Below are 19614 nucleotides of genomic sequence, written 5' to 3'. Positions count from 1 at the left end.
GTATGCCGATTCAGGTCTTACCGCCACAGCTCGCGAACCAGATTGCCGCTGGCGAAGTGGTAGAGCGGCCTGCGTCGGTAGTGAAGGAGCTGGTGGAAAACAGCCTGGATGCCGGCGCCACGCGGATTGATATTGATATCGAACGCGGCGGCGCTAAGCTGATTCGCATTCGTGACAACGGCTGCGGCATCCGCCAGGAAGAGCTGGCGCTGGCGCTGGCCCGCCATGCGACCAGTAAGATTGCCTCGCTCGACGATCTGGAAGCGATTATCAGCCTCGGTTTTCGCGGCGAAGCGCTGGCCAGCATCAGCTCCGTCTCCCGTTTGACCCTGACATCGCGTACGGCGGAACAGCCGGAGGCCTGGCAGGCCTATGCGGAAGGGCGCGACATGGACGTGACGGTCAGGCCGGCCGCGCATCCGGTCGGGACGACGCTGGAAGTGCTGGATCTGTTTTACAACACGCCGGCGCGACGCAAGTTTATGCGCACCGAGAAGACCGAATTTACCCATATTGATGAAGTGGTGCGCCGCATCGCGCTGGCGCGCTTCGATGTTACTATCAACCTCAACCATAACGGCAAGGCGGTGCGTCAGTATCGCGCCGTGCCCGAAGGCGGGCAGAAGGAGCGTCGGCTGGGGGCCATCTGCGGCGTGCCGTTTGTCGAGCACGCGCTGGCGATTGAGTGGCAGCACGGCGATTTAGCGCTGCGCGGCTGGGTTGCCGATCCTCAGTACACCACCGCGCAGCTGGCTGAAATCCAGTACTGTTACGTTAACGGGCGGATGATGCGCGACCGCCTGATTAACCACGCAATCCGCCAGGCCTGCGAGGATAAGCTGGGCGCTGGCGAGCAGCCCGCGTTCGTTCTGTATCTGGAGATCGATCCGCATCAGGTGGACGTCAACGTGCATCCGGCGAAGCATGAGGTGCGTTTCCACCAGTCACGCCTGGTGCATGATTTTATCTATCAGGGCGTGCTGAGCGTTCTGCAGCAGCAGGTTGATGCGCCGCTGCCGCTGGCGCGCGAATCTGATGATGCGCAAAGCCCCGCGCGCTATGTGCCGGAGAACCGCGTCGCCGCCGGACGCAACCAGTTTGCCGAGCCCGTCGCGGCTCGCGAGGCGGCCGCGCCGCGCTATACGGCGCCCGCTCCGGCCGGGGGAAGCGCCCGCAGCGGCGGCGCGTCCGCCTGGCCGCACGCCCAGCCGGGCTACCAAAAGCAGCAGGGGACGCTGTACCGCCAGCTGCTGGAAACGCCGGAGGCCGGACGTAAAGCGCCGGAAGCCGCGCCCGCTGAAGAGCGTTTGTCCGGGCACAGCAGCAGCTTTGGCCGGGTACTGACTATCGTCGGCGGCGACTGCGCGCTGCTGGAGCGCGACGGCCGGCTCAGCGTGCTGGCGCTGCCGGTGGCGGAGCGCTGGCTGCGTCAGGCGCAGCTCTCCCCGGAGCGTACGGATATCTGCGCGCAGCCGTTGCTGATTCCGCTGCGGCTTAAGGTTAGCCCCGGGGAGCAGGCCGCCCTGCAGCAGGCGCAGGCGGTGCTGGCGCAAATTGGCGTTGAAATACAATCTGATGTGCAGCATGTGACGGTAAGGGCGGTGCCTTTACCCTTAAGACAACAAAATTTACAAATCTTGATTCCTGAACTGATAGGCTACCTGGCGCAGCAACCCGCCTGCGATGCCGGAACGCTGGCGCAGTGGCTGGCGCGCAATCTGGCAAGCGATCATGCGCAGTGGAATATGGCGCAGGCTATCGCCATGCTGACCGACGTCGAACGTTTGTGTCCGCAGCTGGTGAAGGCGCCGCCGGGCGGTCTGTTGCAACCTGTTGATTTACATTCGGCGATGAACGCCCTGAAAGATGAGTGATGTAACAGAGGCGAGCCTGCCTAAGGCAATATTTTTAATGGGGCCAACGGCCTCCGGGAAGACGGCGCTGGCGATTGCGCTGCGTAAAGTTTTGCCCGTAGAGTTGATTAGCGTCGATTCCGCCCTCATCTATCGGGGAATGGATATCGGAACGGCCAAGCCGGACGCGGAGGAGCTTAACGCCGCTCCGCACCGGTTGCTGGACATTCTCGATCCGGCGCGGTCGTATTCGGCGGCGGATTTTCGCCGCGATGCCCTGGCGGAAATGGCCGAGATAACGGCGGCGGGGCGTATCCCGCTGCTGGTCGGCGGAACAATGTTATATTTCAAAGCGTTGCTTGAGGGACTGTCGCCATTGCCGTCGGCAGATCCCGATGTCAGAGCACGCATTGAAAGAGAGGCGGCAGAGCGTGGGTGGAATGCGCTTCACCAGCAGCTCCAGGAGATAGACCCTGTTGCGGCTGCGCGTATTCATCCAAATGATCCGCAAAGGCTTTCCCGGGCACTGGAAGTTTTTTTCATTTCGGGTAAAACTTTAACGGAACTGACGCAAACGTCAGGAGACGCTCTACCGTACCAGGTGCATCAGTTCGCCATCGCCCCGGCGAGCCGTGAACTGCTCCATCAACGCATTGAGCAGCGTTTTCATCAGATGTTGGCTTCAGGTTTTGAAGCAGAAGTGCGGGCGCTTTTTGCCCGCGGAGATTTGCATACGGATATGCCTTCCGTTCGTTGTGTGGGATACCGCCAGATGTGGTCATACCTTGAAGGTGAAATCTCATATGATGAAATGGTTTATAGAGGTATTTGCGCCACGAGACAGTTGGCCAAGCGCCAGGTAACCTGGTTGCGCGGCTGGGAAGGCGTTCACTGGTTAGACAGTGAAAAACCTGAACAGGCGTTCAACGAAGTGCTAAAGGTTGTTGGTGCGGGTCAGGACTGAATGTGTAAAATTAAGTCGTATCGTGCGTAATTTTCAGAATCGCAAGGTTCTAAGTACAAGCCCGGCCCGTAAAACGGTGGGTAAAACAAGCATATAAGGAAAAGAGAGAATGGCTAAGGGGCAATCTTTACAAGATCCGTTTCTGAACGCTTTGCGTCGGGAACGTGTTCCAGTTTCTATTTATTTGGTGAATGGTATTAAGCTGCAAGGGCAAATTGAGTCTTTCGATCAGTTCGTGATCCTGTTGAAAAACACGGTCAGCCAGATGGTCTACAAGCACGCAATTTCTACGGTGGTTCCGTCTCGTCCGGTTTCTCATCACAGCAACAATGCGGGCGGTACTTCCAGCAACTACCACCACGGTAGCAGCGCGCAAGGCTCTTCTGCGCCGCAACAAGACAGCGAAGAAACCGAATAAGGTTAATGGCTGTTTTTCCACGTCGGGGAGCCAGGGTTTCTGCGTTCCCCGCTGGTATTTTATGAGGGTTTACGCTTGTTTGACCGTTATGACGCCGGTGAGCAGGCGGTACTGGTACACATCTATTTTTCGCAAGACAAAGATATGGAAGACCTCCAGGAGTTTGAATCTCTGGTTTCTTCCGCCGGTGTCGAAGCAATGCAGGTGATTACCGGTAGCCGTAAAGCACCGCACCCGAAGTATTTTGTTGGTGAAGGTAAGGCTGTTGAAATTGCGGAAGCCGTTAAAGCGACGGGAGCCTCCGTTGTTTTGTTCGACCATGCATTAAGCCCGGCCCAGGAACGTAACCTGGAGCGTTTGTGCGAATGCCGGGTTATCGATCGTACGGGTCTTATTTTAGATATTTTCGCCCAGCGTGCGCGTACCCACGAGGGTAAGCTGCAGGTTGAGCTGGCGCAGCTGCGCCATCTGGCGACGCGTCTGGTGCGCGGCTGGACCCACCTTGAGCGGCAAAAGGGCGGGATTGGCCTGCGCGGCCCGGGGGAAACCCAGCTTGAAACAGACCGTCGTTTATTGCGTAACCGCATCTCCCAGATCCTCTCCCGACTGGAGAAGGTGGAGAAGCAGCGCGAGCAGGGACGACGTTCCCGAACCAAAGCGGATATCCCGACCGTATCGCTGGTGGGCTACACCAACGCCGGGAAATCGACGCTGTTCAACCAGATTACTGAAGCGCAGGTGTATGCAGCGGATCAGCTGTTCGCCACCCTGGACCCGACCCTGCGCCGCATTGACGTCGCGGACGTCGGCGAGACCGTGCTGGCGGATACCGTAGGGTTTATTCGCCACCTGCCGCATGACCTGGTTGCGGCGTTTAAAGCGACGCTGCAGGAGACCCGTCAGGCGACGCTGCTGCTGCATGTGATTGATGCCGCCGACGTACGCCTGCAGGAAAACATTGATGCGGTGAATGTTGTTCTCGACGAGATCGAGGCCAATGAGATCCCGACCCTGCTGGTTATGAACAAAATCGATATGCTGGACGACTTTGAGCCGCGTATCGACCGTGATGATGAAAATAAACCCGTCCGGGTCTGGCTGTCTGCCCAGACCGGGGTGGGCGTACCACTGCTTTTCCAGGCTTTAACGGAGCGCCTTTCCGGCGAGGTGGCGCAGCACACGCTACGTCTGCCGCCGCAGGAAGGACGTCTGCGAAGCCGGTTTTATCAGCTTCAGGCGATAGAAAAAGAGTGGATGGAGGATGACGGCAGCGTCGGCCTGGAGGTGCGCATGCCGATAGTCGACTGGCGTCGCCTCTGTAAGCAAGAACCTGCGCTGACGGACTATGTGGTCTGACAGACAGCTGACCTGAAGATTATTCGCCTTTATACCCGGTCAGACGGGTATACACCGCATAACAAATATGGAGCATATACATGGCGTGGAACCAGCCCGGTAATAACGGACAAGACCGCGACCCGTGGGGAAGCAGCAAACCTGGCGGCAACTCTGAGGGGAATGGAAACAAAGGTGGTCGCGATCAGGGGCCTCCCGATCTGGATGATATCTTCCGCAAGCTGAGCAAAAAGCTCGGCGGTTTAGGCGGCGGCGGTAAAGGCGGCCTCGGCGGTGGTAGTTCGTCCCAGGGCCCGCGCGGCCCGATGGGCGGACGCGTTGTCGGCATCGTGGCGGCTGCCGTGGTCATCATCTGGGCCGCGAGCGGATTCTACACCATCAAGGAAGCGGAACGCGGCGTAGTGACGCGCTTTGGCAAGTTCAGCCATCTGGTTGAGCCAGGCCTGAACTGGAAGCCGACGTTTATCGACGAAGTGACGCCGGTGAACGTCGAGGCCGTGCGCGAGCTGGCGGCGTCCGGCGTAATGCTGACCTCCGATGAAAACGTGGTGCGCGTTGAAATGAACGTGCAGTACCGCGTGACCGATCCGCAGCGCTACCTGTTTAGCGTCACCAGCGCCGACGACAGCCTGCGCCAGGCGACCGACAGCGCGCTGCGCGGCGTTATCGGCAAATACACCATGGACCGCATTCTGACCGAAGGTCGTACCGTTATTCGTAGCGATACCCAGCGCGAGCTGGAAGAGACCATTCGTCCGTACAACATGGGTATCACCCTGCTTGACGTCAACTTCCAGGCCGCCCGTCCGCCGGAAGAGGTGAAAGCCGCGTTTGACGATGCGATTGCCGCCCGTGAGAACGAGCAGCAGTATATCCGTGAGGCGGAAGCCTATACCAACGAAGTGCAGCCGCGTGCGAACGGTCAGGCGCAGCGTATTCTGGAAGAAGCGCGCGCGTATAAGACCCAGACCATCCTGGAAGCGCAGGGTGAGGTGGCCCGCTTCGCGAAGATCCTGCCGGAATATAAAGCCGCGCCGGAGATTACCCGTGAGCGTCTCTATATCGAGACCATGGAGAAAGTGCTGAGCCATACCCGTAAGGTGCTGGTAAACGACAACAAAGGTGGCAACCTGATGGTTCTGCCGCTCGACCAGATGCTCAAGGGCGGCAGCGCGCCTGCGGCGAAGAGTAGCACCAGCGGGGCGAATAACCTGCTGCGCCTGCCGCCTTCGTCAACGAGCAGCAGCGCCAGCGCCACGACCACGTCTTCTTCAAGCGATGGTGACATCATGGACCAACGCCGCGCGAACGCGCAGCGTAACGACTACCAGCGTCAGGGGGAATAACGATGCGTAAGTCAGTTATTGCGATAATCATCATCGTTCTGGTTGGGCTCTATACCTCTGTCTTTGTGGTAAAAGAGGGCGAGCGCGGCATTACCCTGCGTTTTGGCAAAGTTGTCCGTGATAGCGATAACAAACCGCTGGTTTACGAGCCGGGCCTGCACTTTAAGCTGCCGTTTATCGAATCGGTTAAAACGCTGGATGCGCGCATCCAGACCATGGATAACCAGGCTGACCGTTTCGTGACCAAAGAGAAGAAAGACCTGATCGTCGACTCGTACATCAAGTGGCGCATCAGCGACTTCAGCCGTTACTACCTGGCCACCGGCGGCGGCGACGTCTCCCAGGCGGAAGTGCTGCTGAAGCGTAAATTCTCTGACCGTCTGCGTTCAGAAATTGGTCGTCTGGATGTGAAAGACATCGTTACCGACTCCCGCGGTCGTCTGACGATTGAGGTGCGCGATGCGCTGAACTCGGGTTCTGCGGGTACGGATGACGAAGTCGCCACACCGGCGGCGGATCAGGAGATCGCCAAAGCCGCCGAGCGCGTGCAGACGGAAACCAACGGCAAAGCGGCCGCCATCAACCCGAACAGTATGGCGGCGCTGGGTATCGAAGTGGTCGACGTGCGCATCAAGCAGATTAACCTGCCAGCGGAAGTGTCTGACGCTATCTACAACCGTATGCGCGCCGAGCGTGAAGCGGTAGCCCGTCGCCACCGCTCTCAGGGTCAGGAAGAGGCGGAGAAGCTGCGTGCGGCCGCGGACTATGAAGTGACCAAAACGCTGGCGGAAGCCGAGCGCCAGGGCCGCATCATGCGCGGTGAAGGCGATGCGGAGGCCGCGAAGCTGTTTGCTGACGCCTTCAGTCAGGATCCGGACTTCTATGCCTTTATCCGTAGCCTGCGCGCTTACGAAAACAGCTTCGACAGCAACCAGGACGTTATGGTCCTCAGTCCGGACAGCGACTTCTTCCGGTATATGAAGACGCCGGGCAACACGTTAAAATAACCCACGCGTGTATTTGCAAAAACCACCGCACCTTCGCGGTGGTTTTCTTTTATCAGGGGTGCATATGAATTCAACTATCTGGCTGGCGCTTGCGCTGGTTTTGGTTCTGGAAGGCCTGGGGCCCATGCTGTACCCCCGCGCGTGGCGTCGCATGGTCGCCTCGCTCTCCCAACTGCCGGATAATCTTTTACGCCGCTTTGGCGGCGGTCTTGTGGTTGCAGGTATCGTCATCTACTACATGTTGAGGAAAACGATTGGCTGATCAAAAAGTGGTCTGATTTGCTGATTTTTGCGTGCAAAAAGTGCTGTAACTCTGAAAAAGCGATGGTAGAATCCATTTTTAAGCAAACGGTGATTTTGAAAAATGGGTAACAACGTCGTCGTACTGGGCACCCAATGGGGTGACGAAGGTAAAGGGAAGATCGTCGATCTCCTGACTGAACGGGCTAAATATGTTGTACGCTACCAGGGCGGTCACAACGCAGGCCATACTCTCGTAATCAACGGTGAAAAAACCGTCCTCCATCTTATTCCATCAGGCATTCTTCGCGATAACGTAACCAGCATCATCGGTAACGGCGTTGTGCTGTCTCCGGCAGCGCTGATGAAAGAGATGAAAGAACTGGAAGACCGTGGTATCCCGGTTCGCGAACGTCTGCTGCTCTCTGAAGCTTGTCCGCTGATCCTCGACTATCATGTCGCTCTGGATAACGCGCGTGAAAAAGCGCGCGGCGCGAAGGCTATCGGCACCACCGGTCGTGGTATCGGGCCTGCTTATGAAGATAAAGTAGCGCGTCGCGGTCTGCGCGTCGGCGATCTGTTCGACAAAGCGACCTTCGCTGACAAACTGAAAGAAGTGATGGAATATCACAACTTCCAGCTGGTGAATTTCTACAAGGCCGATGCGGTTGACTACCAGAAAGTGCTGGACGATGTCATGGCGGTTGCCGACGTTCTGACCGCGATGGTGGTTGACGTTTCCGACCTGCTGGATAGCGCGCGTAAACGCGGCGACTTCGTGATGTTCGAAGGCGCGCAGGGTACGCTGCTGGATATCGACCACGGCACCTATCCGTACGTGACCTCTTCCAACACCACCGCTGGCGGCGTTGCAACCGGTTCTGGCCTCGGCCCGCGCTACGTTGATTATGTGCTTGGCATCATTAAGGCTTACTCCACCCGCGTGGGCGCAGGTCCGTTCCCGACCGAACTGTTCGACGAAACCGGCGAGTTCCTGTGCAAGCAGGGTAACGAATATGGCGCGACCACCGGTCGTCGTCGTCGTACCGGCTGGCTGGACTCCGTTGCGGTGCGCCGTGCGGTGCAGATCAACTCCCTGTCCGGCTTCTGTCTGACCAAGCTGGACGTGCTGGACGGTCTGAAAGAAGTGAAAATCTGCGTTGCCTACCGCATGCCGGATGGCCGCGAAGTGACGACCACTCCGCTGGCTGCCGACGACTGGGAAGGTATTGAAGCGATTTACGAAACCATGCCGGGCTGGTCTGAATCCACCTTCGGCGTGAAGGATCGTAGCGGCCTGCCGCAGGCGGCGCTGAACTACATCAAGCGTATTGAAGAACTGACGGGCGTACCGATTGATATTATCTCTACCGGTCCGGACCGTACTGAAACGATGATCCTGCGCGACCCGTTTGACGCATAATCATCCGAGGGGCGCCGCCAGGCGCCCTTTATTCCTGTTTTTTCCTGCCCCCGCTTAAATAAATTAGCCGCTAACTATCTGGCTGGTTTATCATCAATAGTAATTACGTCTGTCGACATACCCTGTTTTTTCTTTTCCCTGAGGTTGATGTGCAGTTAACAAGTTTTACCGATTACGGATTGCGCGCGCTGATCTACATGGCGTCGTTACCGGAGGGTCGTATGACCAGCATCTCTGAAGTGACGGAGGTCTATGGCGTTTCTCGTAATCACATGGTCAAAATAATCAATCAATTAAGCCGGGTTGGCTATGTGACTGCGGTGAGGGGAAAAAACGGCGGCATTCGTCTGGGCAAACCGGCGGAGACCATCCGCATTGGCGATGTCGTCCGCGAGCTTGAGCCTCTGTCGCTGGTTAACTGCAGCAGCGAGTTTTGCCATATTACGCCCGCCTGTCGTCTGAAACAGGCGCTTTCTAACGCCGTGCAAAGTTTTCTCAAGGAACTGGATAACTACACACTGGCCGATTTGGTTGAAAAGAATCAACCGCTTTATAAATTATTGCTGGTGGAGTGAGCCATCACGCCGCCGGAGCTGACAACGGAGGAACCGACATGTCACAAGATCCTTTCCTGGAACGCGAAGCAGAAAAATACGCGAATCCTATCCCGAGCCGGGAATTTATCCTCGATTACATTGCGAAACGCGAAAAACCGGTCAGCCGCGACGAGCTGGCCGTTGAGCTGAAGATTGAAGGCGAAGAGCAGCAGGAAGCGCTGCGCCGTCGCCTGCGCGCCATGGAGCGCGATGGGCAGCTGGTCTTCACCCGCCGCCAGTGCTATGCGCTGCCGGAGCGTCTCGATCTGCTGAAGGGGACCGTCATCGGCCATCGCGACGGCTATGGTTTTCTGCGCGTAGAAGGCCGAAAAGACGACCTGTATCTGTCGTCAGAACAGATGAAAATGTGTATTCATGGCGATCAGATCCTGGCGCAGCCGCTGGGCGCCGATCGTAAAGGCCGCCGCGAAGCGCGCGTGGTGCGCATTCTGGTACCAAAAACCAGCCAGATTGTCGGCCGCTACTTCACCGACGCTGGCGTCGGCTTTGTGGTGCCGGACGACAGCCGCCTGAGCTTCGATATCCTGATCCCGCCGGATGAAATCATGGGCGCGCGGATGGGCTATGTGGTGGTGGTCGAGCTGACCCAGCGTCCGACCCGCCGCACCAAGGCTGTCGGTAAAATCGTCGAAGTGCTCGGCGATAATATGGGTACCGGCATGGCCGTGGATATGGCGTTGCGCACCCACGAGATCCCGTATACCTGGCCGCCGGCGGTGGAAAAACAGATCGCCGGTCTGAAAGAAGAGGTGCCGGAAGCGGCGAAAGCCGGGCGCGTGGATCTGCGCGATCTGCCTCTGGTGACCATCGACGGTGAAGACGCGCGCGACTTCGATGACGCGGTCTACTGCGAGAAAAAACGCGGCGGCGGCTGGCGCCTGTGGGTCGCCATTGCCGACGTCAGCTATTACGTTCGTCCGCCGACCCCGCTGGACGCAGAGGCCCGCAACCGCGGCACCTCGGTGTACTTCCCGTCCCAGGTCGTGCCGATGCTGCCGGAAGTGCTCTCTAACGGCCTGTGTTCGCTGAACCCGCAGGTCGACAGGCTGTGCATGGTCTGCGAGATGACCGTCTCCTCTAAAGGGCGCCTGACCGGTTACAAATTCTATGAAGCGGTGATGAGCTCCCATGCGCGTCTGACCTACACCAAAGTGTGGCACATGCTGCAGGGCGATCAGGAGCTGCGCGAGCAGTATGCGCCGCTGGTAAAACACATCGAAGAGCTGCACAACCTCTACAAAGTGCTGGATGCCGCACGCGCTGAACGCGGCGGTATCTCCTTTGAAAGCGAAGAAGCGAAGTTTATCTTCAACGCCGAGCGCCGCATTGAGCGCATTGAGCAGACGCAGCGTAACGATGCGCATAAGCTGATTGAAGAGTGCATGATCCTCGCCAATATCTCGGCGGCGCGCTTCATGGAGAAGGCGCAGGAGCCTGCGCTGTTCCGTATCCACGACAAACCGAGCACCGAAGCGATTACCGCGTTCCGCTCGGTGCTGTCCGAGCTGGGGCTGGAGCTGCCGGGCGGCAACAGGCCGGAGCCGCGTGATTATGCCGAGCTGCTCGACTCCATCGCCGATCGTCCGGACCACGAGATGCTGCAAACCATGCTGCTGCGCTCCATGAAGCAGGCGGTGTACGACCCGGAAAACCGCGGCCACTTCGGCTTGGCGCTGCAGTCATACGCTCACTTTACCTCGCCGATCCGCCGCTATCCGGACCTGTCGCTGCACCGTGGCATCAAATATCTGCTGGCGAAAGAGCAGGGACATAAAGGCAATTCGACCGAAACCGGCGGCTGGCACTACAGCATGGAAGAGATGCTGCAGCTCGGCGAGCACTGTTCGATGACCGAGCGCCGCGCCGATGAGGCGACCCGCGAAGTGGCGGACTGGCTGAAGTGCGACTTCATGCAGGATCAGGTCGGGAACGTGTTCCCGGGCGTCATCGCAAGCGTCACCGGCTTTGGTTTCTTCGTGCGCCTCGACGACCTGTTTATCGACGGTCTGGTGCATGTCTCCACCCTGGATAACGACTACTACCGCTTTGACCAGGTCGGCCAGCGGCTGATCGGCGAATCGGGCGGCCAGACCTATCGTCTGGGCGACCGCGTCGAGGTTCGTGTGGAGGCGGTGAGCATGGACGAGCGTAAAATCGATTTCACGCTCATCTCCAGCGAGCGCGGCCCGCGCAACGTGGGTAAAACCACGCGCGAGAAAGCGAAGAAGCCCGGCGGCGGTAAGCCGGCAGGCAAAGCGCGCCGCCAGACGGGTAAAAAGGTGAATTTCGAGCCGGACAGCGCCTTTCGCAGCGAAAAGGGCAAAGGCAAGGTGAAGAAAGAGAAAAAAGCCAAAAAGCCGTCGGCGAAAACGCTTAAAATCGCCGCGGCGACCAAAGCGAAACGCGCAGCGAAGAAAAACGTCGCCGGGTAATTTTACCCCTCGTCCCGACCCTCTCCCTTTCCGGGAGGGGGTTAGCGCGAGGGTGAATACATCACAGAGTTAACAACGAGTACACCCATGAGTGAAATGATTTACGGCATCCACGCGGTGCAGGCGCTGCTGGAGCGCGCCCCTGAGCGCTTTCAGGAAGTTTTTATTCTGAAAGGTCGCGAAGACAAGCGCCTGCTGCCGCTAATCCATGCGTTAGAAGCGCAGGGCGTGGTTATCCAGGTGGCGAGCCGTCAGTATCTCGATGAGAAAAGCGAAGGCGCGGTGCATCAGGGGATCATTGCGCGCGTGAAGCCGGGTCGTCAGTATCAGGAGAACGATCTGCCCGATCTTCTCGCACAGTTCGATAATCCGTTCCTGCTGATCCTCGACGGCGTCACCGATCCTCATAATCTGGGAGCCTGCCTGCGCAGCGCCGATGCGGCCGGCGTGCACGCGGTGATCGTCCCGAAAGATCGTTCCGCTCAGCTCAACGCCACCGCGAAGAAAGTGGCCTGCGGCGCCGCCGAGAACGTACCGCTGATCCGCGTGACCAATCTGGCGCGCACCATGCGCCTGCTGCAGGAAGAAAACGTCTGGATCGTCGGCACCGCCGGTGAGGCCGACCATACTCTGTATCAGAGCAAAATGACGGGGCGTCTGGCGCTGGTGATGGGCGCAGAAGGCGAAGGTATGCGCCGTCTGACCCGCGAGCACTGCGATGAGCTTATCAGCATTCCGATGGCGGGCAGCGTGTCGTCGCTGAACGTTTCGGTCGCAACCGGCATCTGCCTGTTTGAGGCCGTACGCCAGCGCGGCTAACCGCGCATCCGGCGGCGTTCTGCCGCCGGATATTTCCCCTTCCGTTCTGCTTTGCATGTTTTTGTGACCCTTTCGCGGGCGGTATTCTGCCCGGGTGACCATACTTAGTGGCAACGCCATTGAAGGAGGGACACCCATGCACTGGCAAACGCACACCGTCTTCAACCAGCCGCTTCCGCTTAATAACAGCAACCTTTTCCTTTCCGACTGCGCCCTGCGCGAGGCCGTGGCGCGCGAAGGCGCCGGGTGGGATATCGACCTGTTGGCCAGCATCGGCCAGCAGCTGGGCACCGCCGAGTCGCTTGAGCTCGGGCGTCTGGCGAACGCCAATCCTCCTGAGCTGTTACGTTTCGATCCGTCCGGAGAGCGGGTGGACGACGTGCGTTTTCACCCGGCCTGGCATCTGCTGATGCAGGGGCTGTGCGCCAACCGGGTGCACAATCTTGCCTGGAAGGAGGCGGCCCGCGACGGATCGTTCGTCGCGCGGGCGGCGCGCTTTGTGCTGCATGCCCAGGTCGAGGCGGGAACGCTGTGCCCGATAACCATGACCTTCGCCGCCACGCCGCTGCTCCTGACCCACCTTCCCGCCGCGTTTGCCGACTGGCGCGCGCCGCTGCAAAGCGATCGCTACGACACCCATCTGGCGCCAGGAGGTCAGAAGCGGGGGCTCCTGATCGGCATGGGGATGACCGAGAAGCAGGGCGGCTCGGACGTGCTCAGCAACACCACCCGCGCGGAAAAGCAGAGCGACGGCACGTATCGCCTGCTCGGGCATAAGTGGTTTTTCTCGGTGCCGCAGAGCGATGCGCACCTGGTGCTGGCGCAGGCCAAAGGCGGTCTCTCCTGCTTCTTTCTCCCCCGTTTTCTGCCGGACGGGCAGCGCAATGCGGTGCGTCTGGAGCGGCTTAAGGACAAGCTGGGCAACCGTTCCAATGCCAGCAGCGAGGTGGAATTTTTCGACGCGACGGGCTGGCTTATCGGCGAAGAGGGCGAAGGCGTACGGCAGATCCTCAAAATGGGCGGATTAACCCGTTTTGACTGCGCGCTGGGCAGCCACGGCCTGATGCGCCGCGCCCTGTCCGTGGCGCTGTACCACGCCCATCAGCGGCAGGCGTTCGGCAAAAATCTGGTCGATCAGCCGCTGATGCGCCAGGTGTTAAGCCGTATGGCGCTCCAGCTGGAAGGACAGACCGCGTTTCTGTTCCGCCTCGCCCGGGCGTGGGATCGTAGCACTGCGGCAGAAGAGGCGCTGTGGGCGCGCTTGTTTACCCCTGCCGCCAAGTTTGCATTGTGCAAAGCCGGTATTCCGTTTGTCGCCGAAGCCATGGAGGTGCTGGGGGGCATCGGCTACTGCGAAGATAACGAGCTGCCGCGGCTGTATCGTGAAATGCCGGTGAACAGCATCTGGGAGGGCTCCGGGAACATTATGTGCCTCGATGTGCTGCGCGTTCTGGCAAAGCAGCCAGGCGTGCAAGAGTTGCTGAGCATGATGTGCAGCGAGGTTAAGGGGCAGGACCGGCATTTCGACAGGGCCTGGCGCCAGCTGCAGCAGCGCCTGCGTAAGCCGCTGGAGACCGAAGGCCGGGAGATTACCCGCCAGATTTACCTGCTTGGCTGCGGCGCGCAGATGCTCAAACAGGCGTCGCCGCCGGTGGCGCAGGCGTGGTGTCGGATGATGCTGGATACGCGCGGCGGCTCGCTGATAAGCCCGCAGGTGCAGGAGGATGTGCTGATTCGCGCCACGGGCGGCGCCGGGTAAAGATGCGACGGGCAGAGCAGGGACGGTCTGCCCGTGGGTCAGGCGTACAGAATAGCCTGTACGCGCCAGTTGTCAGGGCGCTGGTCTTCGTACATCTGGATAATACGGTACCAGGAGGCGCCCTGCTCATCCGCCTTCTGGGCGATCGCCTGCTCTACGTCCTGCTGGCTACCGGCAATATTGTTCACGGAAATTTGACCGATTTCGTTGAGCCCGGTGACGCAATCGGCGCTGGCAAATTCCGCAGACTGTGCCGAGGTGTTGGCCACCAGAGGAGATAAGGCAAAGGTATGTTTCATCGTCGTCAGCTCCATTTCACGTAACCCGAGGCATCACCTGGGCAATCCATTGCAGACGTTCATCCTTTCAGGCAGTAGAACGTCATTGTGCACCAGGAAACGTGAATGACTGAAAAGCAATGTAAAACTGTCGAATAAACGATCGCGTTAAGGTTTACGATACATTATCGCTTGTGAATACCATTGCCCGGGAACGACGGTGTCATCAATCATGATGATCACGTAGTAGTCGGCTTTCGCGGCGACCACTTTCTCTTTAATAGCGCTTTCCGCATCCATCGGCGAGCCATAAACCATCACGCTGACGGTACCGATACGCTGCAGTCCTTCCGTCTGGTTACGGCGGATTTCCTGCGGGTGGTTGGTCACCGGCGGCGGTGCCTCGGGTTTACCTTCAAGCACGCTGCACCCGCTCAGAAATACCACCAGTAATAAAGACGCTAACCGTCGCATAGCCATATCCCGTTTCCTGATACTCATTAGTGTAGTGACTAATTAATGTGCCTTTAGGGGAATGTTCCCAATCTGTTAGCTCTGACGCGATTTTCGAATGAAAATCTCCAGAAAGCGTAATCCACCTCTCAACATTAGCAGGTGCCTTCGCGCAGATAAACTTGCATGCCCCGTAGCCGCATGGCATATCAGCATAAAAGAAGGAGAGCGTAAATGATTGAACTTGAAGTGCGAAACCTCGCCGGCGGCGAAATTCTTCATGCCTGCCCGCGCGGTGCGGCCGCTGCGCCGCTGCCGTGCGTGGTGTTTTATCATGGCTTTACGTCGTCGAAATGGGTGTACAGCTATTTCGCCGTTGCGCTGGCCGACGCCGGGTTTCGCGTCATTATGCCTGACGCCGACAGCCACGGCGCGCGCTATGACGGCGATGAAAAACGGCGCCTGCAGCGTTTCTGGCCGATCCTGCTCAATAGCTTTGCGGAATTTCCCGCGCTGCGGGAGGCGATAGCCCGGCAGGGCTGGCTGGCGGAAGGGCGTCTGGCGGTCGCGGGGGCGTCAATGGGGGGGATGACGGCGCTGGGGATTGCGGCGCGCCATCCGGAGGTGGTCTGCGCCGCCAGCCTGATGGGGTCGGGCTACTTCACCACGCTGTCGCAAACGCTGTTTCCGTCTCCGGAGGTTCCGACCGCACGTCTTGCCGAGTGGGACGTTGCGCCGCGGCTGTCCGATCTCGCCCGCCGCCCGCTGATGCTCTGGCACGGCGAAGATGACGATATCGTTCCTGCGGGAGAGACGCTGCGTCTGCAGCAGGCGCTACAGCAGGCGGGGCTGGATAACAACCTGACCTGCCGCTGGCAGGCGGGCGTACGTCACCGCATCACCCCGGAGGCGCTGGACAGCACCGTGGCGTTTTTTAACGCGCACCTTTAAACCAGCAGAATTTCAACGCCCTGGGCCTGCAGCTGCTTGAGGATCTCGGGGTTCGCTTCTTTGCCGGTGATCACCATGTCTATCTCATCGGCGCGGCTGAACAGCATACCGGCGCGCTCGCCGACTTTGCTGCTGTCGACCAGCGCGACCAGCTTGCCGACGCCGTTCAGCATTTTCTGCTCCGCCATTGCGGTAAGCATGTCGGTTTTGTACAGCCCGTCGGCGGTCAGCCCTTTGCCGCTGGTGAACATCCAGTGCCCGGCGTACAGGCTGTTTTCGCTGCCCTGCGGACTGAGCGTGATCGCCTGGCTCTTGTTGTACTGCCCGCCCATGATGATCACGCTGTCGTGCTCCTGATCGATCAGGTAGTTCGCCAGCGGCAGGTAGTTAGTGATTATCTGCACCGGTTTGCCGCACATTTCTCGGCCCAGCAGAAAAGCGGTAGAGCCGCAGTTAATGACCACGCTTTCGCCGGGGCTGACCAGCTGCGAGGCGGCTCTGGCGATACGAACTTTCTCATCATGATTCAGCGCCTGATGAATGTTCATCGGCGTCCAGCGCGGGCGCTGCTGGCTGACGGCCTCTGCGCCGTTACGCACTTTTTTCAGCTTGCCGATGGTGTCGAGCTTGTTGATATCCCGCCGCGCGGTGGCCGGTGAAATCCCCAGCCTGTCGATGACCTGTTCCACCGTGACAAAGCCAGACTGGGTCAACTGTTCGAGGATAATTTGGTGTCTTTGTGCTTCCGTCATGAGCTATTCCGGTGACTCGTGATTTTTGTTGATGATATTTGAAATAGCCTGAAATTACTAAGCTAAAGTCGCATTTCTCCCCCGACACGCCGCGCTCCAGAAGCGTGTCGGGAGGAAGGCGATCACAGGAAAGATTTGAACGGCAGATCGGGCTCAATGGTAAAGCAATCGTCAAAGCCGCGCGGATAGTGGTACTCGAAGCTGTCTTTATCTACCGGCCATGTGAACTTGCCGCCAACCTGCCAGATAAACGGCTTAAAGCCGTACTTCAGGCGGTCTTTTTTCATCTCCCACAGGACGCGAATTTCCTGCGGGTCGGCCTGGAAGTTTGACCAGATGTCGTGATGGAAAGGAATCACCACTTTCGCATTCAGCGACTCCGCCATTCGCAGGATATCGGCGCTGGTCATTTTGTCGGTGATACCGCGCGGGTTTTCGCCGTAGGAGCCCAGCGCCACGTCTATCTGATGCTCGTTGCCGTGCTTCGCGTAGTAGTTGGAGTAGTGGGAATCGCCGCTGTGATACAGCGTACCGCCCGGGGTTTTGAACAGGTAGTTGACGGCGCGCTCGTCCATGCCGTCCGGCAGCACGCCAGCGGCTTTCTGGTCAGCAGGAAGGGTGATCAGCGCGGTGCGGTCGAAGGCGTCCAGCGCGTGGATCTCGATATCCTTAATTTTGACGACATCGCCCGGCTTCACCACGATGCAGCGCTCTTTCGGCACGCCCCAGCCAATCCACAGGTCAACGCAGGTCTGCGGCCCGATAAACGGCACATCGTCGGCGCAATTTTGCATTACCGCCGCCGCAACGTTGACGTCGATGTGATCGTTATGATCGTGGGTGGACAGCACCGCGTCGATCTGGCGGATTGAGAACGGATCGAGGACGAACGGCGTAGTGCGCAGGTTCGGCTGTAGTTTTTCAACCCCGGCCATGCGCTGCATCTGATGGCCTTTTTTCATCAGCGGGTTGCCGTGGCTTTGCTTGCCGGTGCCGCACCAGAAATCAACGCACAGGTTGGCATTCCCTTCTGATTTCAGCCAAATCCCCGTGCAGCCCAGCCACCACATGGCGAAGGTGCCAGGCGCCACGCGCTCCTGCTCGATCTCTTCGTTCAGCCAGCTGCCCCATTCCGGGAATGTGCTGAGGATCCATGACTCACGGGTGATGCTGTTCACTTTACTCATTGCGGCGACCTCTTTTGTCATAAATAATCATTTGGTGATTTATTGTGATTAATCCTGACACCGTTGCGCGGCTAATGCAACCACTAGTTTTGCGCCTGCGTGCGGATAAGTCATGCAGATTGTATGTTCTTGTAACGAGGTGATTTTTTGTTTAATCAATTAAATTTCAATGTGTTAGGTAAGTCAATGTAGTTAATCTACAAAGATTATTAATTCCATATGAAAACAAGGGGGATAATTTGCGGGCGGGTTCACATTTAATCAAATTCAATCTTGTTGTGATTGTTTGTGATTATTAGAGTGGGCGACACAACATGTGCTGAGCATTCAGGTTCAGCGCCGCCAACCGACGGAGCGCATTATGGAGATCCTCTACAACATCTTTACCGTGTTCTTTAACCAGGTCATGACCAACGCCCCGCTGTTGTTGGGGATCGTGACCTGCCTTGGCTATATCCTGCTGCGAAAAAGCATCAGCGTAATCATCAAAGGTACAATCAAAACCATTATCGGTTTTATGCTGCTGCAGGCAGGTTCCGGCATTCTCACCAGCACCTTTAAACCGGTGGTGGCGAAAATGTCGGAAGTGTACGGCATCAACGGCGCAATCTCGGATACCTACGCGTCGATGATGGCGACCATTGAACGGATGGGAGATGCCTACAGCTGGGTGGGATATGCGGTGCTGTTGGCGCTGGCGCTGAACATCTGTTACGTCCTGCTGCGGCGGATCACCGGCATTCGCACCATCATGCTGACCGGCCACATCATGTTCCAGCAGGCGGGGCTGATTGCGGTCTCCCTCTATATCTTCGGCTACCCGATGTGGACCACCATTATCTGTACGGCGATTCTGGTCTCCCTGTACTGGGGCATCACCTCCAATATGATGTACAAGCCGACCCAGGAAGTGACCGACGGCTGCGGTTTTTCCATCGGCCACCAGCAGCAGTTCGCCTCATGGATTGCGTATAAAATCGCCCCGTATCTGGGGAAAAAAGAGGAGAGCGTTGAGGATCTTAAGCTGCCGGGCTGGTTGAACATCTTCCATGACAACATCGTCTCCACCGCCATTGTGATGACGATTTTCTTCGGCGCCATTCTGCTCTCCTTCGGCATCAACACCGTGCAAGCGATGGCCGGTAAAACCCACTGGACGGTCTATATCCTGCAGACCGGTTTCTCGTTCGCCGTCGCGATTTTCATCATTACCCAGGGCGTGCGCATGTTCGTCGCCGAACTCTCCGAAGCCTTTAACGGTATCTCCCAGCGCCTGATCCCCGGTGCCGTGCTGGCGATCGACTGCGCGGCAATTTACAGCTTCGCGCCAAACGCGGTGGTCTGGGGCTTTATGTGGGGCACTATCGGCCAGCTGATCGCCGTTGGCATTCTGGTCGGTTGCGGCTCTTCTATTCTCATCATCCCGGGCTTTATCCCGATGTTCTTCTCCAACGCCACCATCGGCGTTTTTGCCAACCACTTCGGCGGCTGGCGCGCAGCGCTCAAGATTTGCCTGGTGATGGGCATGATTGAAATCTTCGGCTGCGTCTGGGCGGTAAAACTCACCGGAATGAGCGCCTGGATGGGCATGGCCGACTGGTCAATTCTGGCGCCGCCGATGATGCAGGGCTTCGCCTCCGTCGGCATCGCGTTTATGGCCGTTATTCTGATTATCGCACTGGCTTATATGTTCTTCGCCGGACGCTCGCTGCGTGCTGAAGAAGACACAGAAAAACAACTGGCAGAACACTCTGCTTAA

At 58.3% G+C, this 19614-nt stretch carries 18 protein-coding genes; 14 read left to right on the top strand and 4 right to left on the bottom strand.

From position 1 onward, the window contains the following. The first annotated feature begins 2 nt into the window (after positions 1 to 2). The 12 genes from mutL (at position 3) to ENTCL_RS19845 (ending at position 14234) form a co-directional block, all read left to right on the top strand. Positions 3 to 1874: a DNA mismatch repair endonuclease MutL gene (gene mutL, locus ENTCL_RS19900; RefSeq protein ID WP_013367943.1), complete on the top strand. Its 1872-nt coding sequence runs from the start codon at positions 3 to 5 to the stop codon at positions 1872 to 1874. Then, positions 1867 to 2817: a tRNA (adenosine(37)-N6)-dimethylallyltransferase MiaA gene (miaA, locus tag ENTCL_RS19895; RefSeq protein WP_013367942.1), complete on the top strand. Its 951-nt coding sequence runs from the start codon at positions 1867 to 1869 to the stop codon at positions 2815 to 2817. The genes mutL and miaA overlap by 8 nt, the downstream gene beginning before the upstream one ends. A gap of 109 nt (positions 2818 to 2926) precedes the next feature. Then, the gene (gene hfq / locus ENTCL_RS19890) at positions 2927 to 3235 is read left to right on the top strand and encodes an RNA chaperone Hfq (RefSeq protein WP_013367941.1); all 309 of its coding nucleotides are present in this window, start codon (positions 2927 to 2929) and stop codon (positions 3233 to 3235) included. A gap of 75 nt (positions 3236 to 3310) precedes the next feature. Then, a complete protein-coding gene (gene hflX / locus ENTCL_RS19885) occupies positions 3311 to 4591 on the top strand; it encodes a ribosome rescue GTPase HflX (RefSeq protein WP_013367940.1) in 1281 nt (426 codons plus the stop codon). An 80-nt stretch (positions 4592 to 4671) separates the two neighbouring features. Then, the gene (gene hflK / locus ENTCL_RS19880; protein WP_013367939.1) at positions 4672 to 5937 is read left to right on the top strand and encodes an FtsH protease activity modulator HflK; all 1266 of its coding nucleotides are present in this window, start codon (positions 4672 to 4674) and stop codon (positions 5935 to 5937) included. A 2-nt stretch (positions 5938 to 5939) separates the two neighbouring features. Next, positions 5940 to 6944, top strand: a complete 1005-nt coding sequence (hflC, locus tag ENTCL_RS19875; RefSeq protein WP_013367938.1) for a protease modulator HflC — start codon at positions 5940 to 5942, stop codon at positions 6942 to 6944. Positions 6945 to 7008: 64 nt separating this feature from the next. Then, on the top strand, positions 7009 to 7206 hold the full coding sequence (locus ENTCL_RS19870) for a DUF2065 domain-containing protein (protein WP_013367937.1): 198 nt from the start codon (positions 7009 to 7011) through the stop codon (positions 7204 to 7206). A 102-nt stretch (positions 7207 to 7308) separates the two neighbouring features. Next, positions 7309 to 8607 (top strand): adenylosuccinate synthase, encoded by a 1299-nt coding sequence (purA, locus tag ENTCL_RS19865; protein WP_013367936.1) that lies wholly within the window; start codon positions 7309 to 7311, stop codon positions 8605 to 8607. Positions 8608 to 8756: 149 nt separating this feature from the next. Beyond that, positions 8757 to 9182 carry a nitric oxide-sensing transcriptional repressor NsrR gene (gene nsrR / locus ENTCL_RS19860; protein WP_013367935.1) on the top strand — a complete coding sequence of 142 codons (426 nt, stop codon included), beginning with the start codon at positions 8757 to 8759 and terminating at the stop codon, positions 9180 to 9182. A gap of 38 nt (positions 9183 to 9220) precedes the next feature. Continuing rightward, positions 9221 to 11656, top strand: coding sequence for a ribonuclease R (rnr, locus tag ENTCL_RS19855; RefSeq protein WP_013367934.1), 2436 nt, complete (start codon positions 9221 to 9223; stop codon positions 11654 to 11656). 87 nt (positions 11657 to 11743) lie between these two features. Next, entirely contained in the window at positions 11744 to 12475 is a 732-nt protein-coding gene (gene rlmB / locus ENTCL_RS19850) for a 23S rRNA (guanosine(2251)-2'-O)-methyltransferase RlmB (RefSeq protein ID WP_013367933.1), read from the top strand. A 136-nt stretch (positions 12476 to 12611) separates the two neighbouring features. Then, complete coding sequence (locus ENTCL_RS19845) at positions 12612 to 14234, top strand: isovaleryl-CoA dehydrogenase (protein WP_013367932.1); 1623 nt, start codon at positions 12612 to 12614, stop codon at positions 14232 to 14234. A gap of 38 nt (positions 14235 to 14272) precedes the next feature. Here ENTCL_RS19845 and yjfN read toward each other — a convergent pair whose 3' ends face one another. Beyond that, positions 14273 to 14533: a DUF1471 family protease activator YjfN gene (yjfN, locus tag ENTCL_RS19840; RefSeq protein ID WP_013367931.1), complete on the bottom strand. Its 261-nt coding sequence runs from the start codon at positions 14531 to 14533 to the stop codon at positions 14273 to 14275. Positions 14534 to 14680: 147 nt separating this feature from the next. After that, positions 14681 to 14992 (bottom strand): biofilm peroxide resistance protein BsmA, encoded by a 312-nt coding sequence (gene bsmA, locus ENTCL_RS19835; RefSeq protein WP_013367930.1) that lies wholly within the window; start codon positions 14990 to 14992, stop codon positions 14681 to 14683. 207 nt (positions 14993 to 15199) lie between these two features. Between bsmA and yjfP the strand changes: the two genes are divergently transcribed. Further along, the gene (gene yjfP / locus ENTCL_RS19830) at positions 15200 to 15916 is read left to right on the top strand and encodes an esterase (RefSeq protein WP_013367929.1); all 717 of its coding nucleotides are present in this window, start codon (positions 15200 to 15202) and stop codon (positions 15914 to 15916) included. Here the strand turns inward: yjfP and ulaR are convergent. Further along, positions 15913 to 16668, bottom strand: a complete 756-nt coding sequence (gene ulaR, locus ENTCL_RS19825; protein ID WP_013367928.1) for an HTH-type transcriptional regulator UlaR — start codon at positions 16666 to 16668, stop codon at positions 15913 to 15915. The two genes, yjfP and ulaR, sit on opposite strands and share 4 nt — an antisense overlap. 122 nt (positions 16669 to 16790) lie before the next feature. Beyond that, on the bottom strand, positions 16791 to 17855 hold the full coding sequence (gene ulaG / locus ENTCL_RS19820) for an L-ascorbate 6-phosphate lactonase (RefSeq protein ID WP_013367927.1): 1065 nt from the start codon (positions 17853 to 17855) through the stop codon (positions 16791 to 16793). A 361-nt stretch (positions 17856 to 18216) separates the two neighbouring features. On the opposite strand from ulaG, the gene ulaA reads away from it, so the two are divergent. Beyond that, complete coding sequence (ulaA, locus tag ENTCL_RS19815) at positions 18217 to 19614, top strand: PTS ascorbate transporter subunit IIC (protein WP_013367926.1); 1398 nt, start codon at positions 18217 to 18219, stop codon at positions 19612 to 19614.

This window comes from [Enterobacter] lignolyticus SCF1, from assembly GCF_000164865.1.
Lineage (GTDB): Bacteria > Pseudomonadota > Gammaproteobacteria > Enterobacterales > Enterobacteriaceae > Enterobacter_B > Enterobacter_B lignolyticus.
The sequence above is the reverse complement of the archived record's forward strand: the minus strand, read 5'-3'. Positions and strand labels throughout refer to the sequence as shown.